The organism is Dinghuibacter sp. (assembly GCF_035492835.1).
Classification (GTDB): domain Bacteria; phylum Bacteroidota; class Bacteroidia; order Chitinophagales; family Chitinophagaceae; genus Dinghuibacter.
The window spans coordinates 1-3,541 of sequence record NZ_DATJIY010000255.1 but is presented as its reverse complement, the minus strand read 5'-3'; the positions used below and the strand labels follow the sequence as shown (position 1 = coordinate 3,541).

The 3,541-nt window shown below is 57.0% G+C and carries 3 protein-coding genes; all 3 read right to left on the bottom strand.

The features are described from left to right. Positions 1 to 222: 222 nt before the first annotated feature. The 3 genes from fusA to rpsL all read right to left on the bottom strand — a co-directional run bounded on the left by fusA (position 223) and on the right by rpsL (position 3,452). On the bottom strand, positions 223 to 2,370 hold the full coding sequence (gene fusA, locus VL547_RS22620) for an elongation factor G (protein ID WP_325582269.1): 2,148 nt from the start codon (positions 2,368 to 2,370) through the stop codon (positions 223 to 225). A 178-nt stretch (positions 2,371 to 2,548) separates the two neighbouring features. After that, positions 2,549 to 3,016, bottom strand: a complete 468-nt coding sequence (rpsG, locus tag VL547_RS22615) for a 30S ribosomal protein S7 (RefSeq protein WP_325582267.1) — start codon at positions 3,014 to 3,016, stop codon at positions 2,549 to 2,551. Positions 3,017 to 3,047: 31 nt separating this feature from the next. Then, the gene (rpsL, locus tag VL547_RS22610) at positions 3,048 to 3,452 is read right to left on the bottom strand and encodes a 30S ribosomal protein S12 (RefSeq protein ID WP_325582265.1); all 405 of its coding nucleotides are present in this window, start codon (positions 3,450 to 3,452) and stop codon (positions 3,048 to 3,050) included. Positions 3,453 to 3,541 lie beyond the last annotated feature (89 nt).

Genomic DNA, 3,541 nt, shown 5'->3' with positions numbered 1-3,541 from the left:
GCCACCCCACCCCGTTCCCTTCGCCTACGCGCTAAAGGTCAAAGCGGACACAGGCAAGACGCGAACGGCACAAAAGAGGCACCCCACCCCTCGCCACGAGCCTTCGCGCCAATGGTCAGCGCGGAAAGAGGCAGACGCGGACGGAATAAAAGCGGACGGAATAAAAAAGGCCGCCCGAATTAAAGGGCGGCCATATGCTGTTCAGTTTATTCAACGGAAAATTTACTCAGCCTTCACTTTTCCCTTGGCCTTGGCCACTACTTCTTCGGCGATATTGTTGGGGGCCGGGGAGTAGTGGTGGAACTCCATGGTGGAGCTGGCGCGGCCGCTGGACAGGGAGCGCAGCTGGGTGACGTACCCGAACATTTCGCTCAGGGGCACCTTGGCCTTGATAACCTGCAGGTTGTTACGGCTGTCCATACCCTCCAGGAGACCGCGGCGGCGGTTCAGGTCACCCGTTACGTCACCCATGTACTGGTCGGGGGTGATCACCTCGACGCGCATGATGGGTTCGAGCAGGACGGGTTTGGCTTTACGGCCGGCCTCGCGGAAACCGCTCTTGGCGCAAAGCTCGAACGACATTGAGTCGGAGTCGACCGCGTGGAAGCTACCGTCGAATACGCGGACCTTCATGTTTTCCAGCGGAAAACTGGCCAGTACGCCGGAGGACATGGATACCTCGAAGCCCTTCTGGATAGCAGGTACGAATTCGCGGGGGATGGAGCCACCGAACAGGTCGTTGACAAACTGGTAGTGTTGCCCGGGGTTTTCCTTCAGCCATTCTTCGTCGGCGGGGCCGATGGCGAACTGGATGTCGGCGAACTTACCGCGGCCACCGGTTTGCTTCTTCAGCACTTCGCGGTGTTCGATGGTCGCCGTGAAGGCTTCCTTGTAAGCCACCTGGGGAGCGCCCTGGTTGACTTCTACCTTGAACTCGCGCTTCATACGGTCGAGGATGATTTCCAGGTGGAGCTCGCCCATCCCGCGGAGGATCGTCTGACCGGTTTCCTCGTCGGTGTTGACGCGGAGCGTGGGGTCTTCTTCCACCAGCTTGGCGATGGCCATACCCATCTTATCGACGTCGGCCTGCGTTTTGGGCTCGACCGCGATGGCGATCACCGGCTCGGGGATGAACATGTTTTCCAGGGCGATCGGGTGCTTTTCGTCGCACAGGGTGTCCCCGGTCTTGATATCCTTGAAACCAACGGCGGCGCCGATGTCACCGGCTTCGATGAAGTCGATCGGGTTCTGCTTGTTGGCGAACATCTTCATGATACGGCTGATACGTTCGTTCTTGCCGCTGCGTACGTTCAGGACATAGCTGCCGGCGTCCAGATGACCGGAATAACACCGGAAGAACGCCAGACGGCCCACGAAGGGGTCGGTCATGATCTTGAAGGCGAGGGCCGCAAAGGGTTCCTTCGCGTCGGGCTTGCGGACCAGGGTCTCGCCGGTATCGGGGTTGGTGCCCTCGATGGCGTCCACGTCGATCGGGGAAGGCAGGTAACGGCAAACCGCGTCGAGGGCGGTTTGTACGCCCTTGTTCTTGAAGGATGAACCACACATCATCGGGACGATGCTCAGGTCGATGGTCGCCTTGCGGATGGCCTCGTGTACTTCGTCCTCGGAAATGGAATTGGGGTCCTCGAAGAATTTCTCGAGCAGCTTGTCGTCGTATTCAGCAACGGCTTCGATCAGGTGACCGCGCCATTCCTGGGCTTCTTCCAGCATGTCGGCGGGGATTTCGATTTCCTCGAAGGTCATCCCTTCGGTAGCCATATCCCAGATAACGCCCTTCATACGGATCAGGTCGACGACGCCCTTGAAGTCGTCTTCGGCCCCGATCGGGAGCTGCAGGGGAACCGCTTTGGCGCCCAGCATTTCCTTCACCTGGCGGACGACCATCAGAAAGTCGGCGCCGGCACGGTCCATCTTGTTGACGAAACCGATGCGGGGGACCTTGTAACGGTTGGCCTGGCGCCAAACGGTTTCAGACTGGGGCTCGACCCCGTCAACCGCCGAAAACAGCGCGATCAGACCGTCCAGGACGCGCATGGAACGCTCCACCTCGATGGTGAAGTCCACGTGGCCCGGGGTATCGATGATGTTGAATGAATATTTCTTGGTGTTGGCGTCGGCCTTCCCCTTGTTGGTAGGGAAGTTCCACTGGCAGCTCACGGCAGCGGCGGTGATGGTGATCCCGCGTTCCTTCTCCTGTTCCATCCAGTCGGTCGTGGCGGCGCCGTCGTGAACCTCCCCGATTTTGTGGATCATACCCGTGTACCGCAGGATACGCTCCGTAGTGGTGGTTTTACCGGCATCGATATGCGCCGCAATACCAAAGTTTCTCTGAAATTTAAGGTCTGCCATGACAGATTGTTATTGTTATTTGTATGATTTAGAATGATTTCGCCTTGTGTACGGACGTAGGGGCGATTTGGTGCGCAAAGGTAAGGATTTCCACTCGCCTGACCAAAAGCCGGGAAAACCAAAAGTCCTTCCAAAATGGAAGGACTTCGGCCAGTTATGTAAAAAAGGAAAATACCGGTTAGATGCGGAAGTGGGAGAATGCCTTGTTGGCGTCGGCCATACGGTGGGTGTCCTCCTTTTTCTTGAAAGCGGCGCCTTCACCCTTGCTGGCGGCGACGATTTCGCCGGCCAGCTTTTCGGCCATGCTCTTCCCGTTCCTTTCCCGGGCGTAGCGGATCAACCACTTCATGCTCAGGGAGATTTTACGGTCGGGACGCACTTCGGTCGGGATCTGGAAGGTGGCGCCACCGATACGACGGCTGCGGACCTCTACGCTGGGGGTAACGTTCGACAGCGCGCGGCGCCAGATTTCGTACCCATCCTCGTTGGTCGTCTTGCCTACGCGGTCAACGGCGTCGTAGAAAATCGTCAGGGCGACGCTCTTTTTACCTTGCCACATCAGGTTGTTCACAAACCGGGTAACCAGCTTGTCGTTAAACCTGGGATCCGGAGCCAGCGGCAGCTTTTTTGCTTGTGCTTTACGCATTCTATTAGGACGTTATAATAATTTGAAATAGTTATTTCTTCTTGGCCGGAGCGGGTGCCGCGCCTTTCTTGAGGCGTTTGGTACCGTACTTCGAACGGCTTTGCTTCCTATCCTTCACACCGGCGGTATCCAGGGCGCCGCGGACGATGTGGTAACGCACACCCGGTAAGTCCTTTACACGACCCCCGCGGACCAGCACGATGGAGTGCTCCTGGAGGTTGTGGCCTTCACCCGGGATGTAGGCGATGACTTCCACCTTGTTGGTCAAACGGACCTTCGCTACTTTACGGAGCGCGGAGTTGGGTTTCTTAGGCGTGGTGGTATACACACGGGTGCAAACCCCCCGGCGCTGGGGACAGTTACTCAGAGCCCTGGACTTGCTTTTGGCCCTGATAATTTCTCTACCTTTTCTTACTAACTGTTGTATCGTAGGCATTTTGTCCTTGTAAATTTAGGACGGCAAAGGTAGCTTACTAATCGGTAATACCCAAAATTGTCGCGGTATTTTTTGCCCGCGCTATAAAA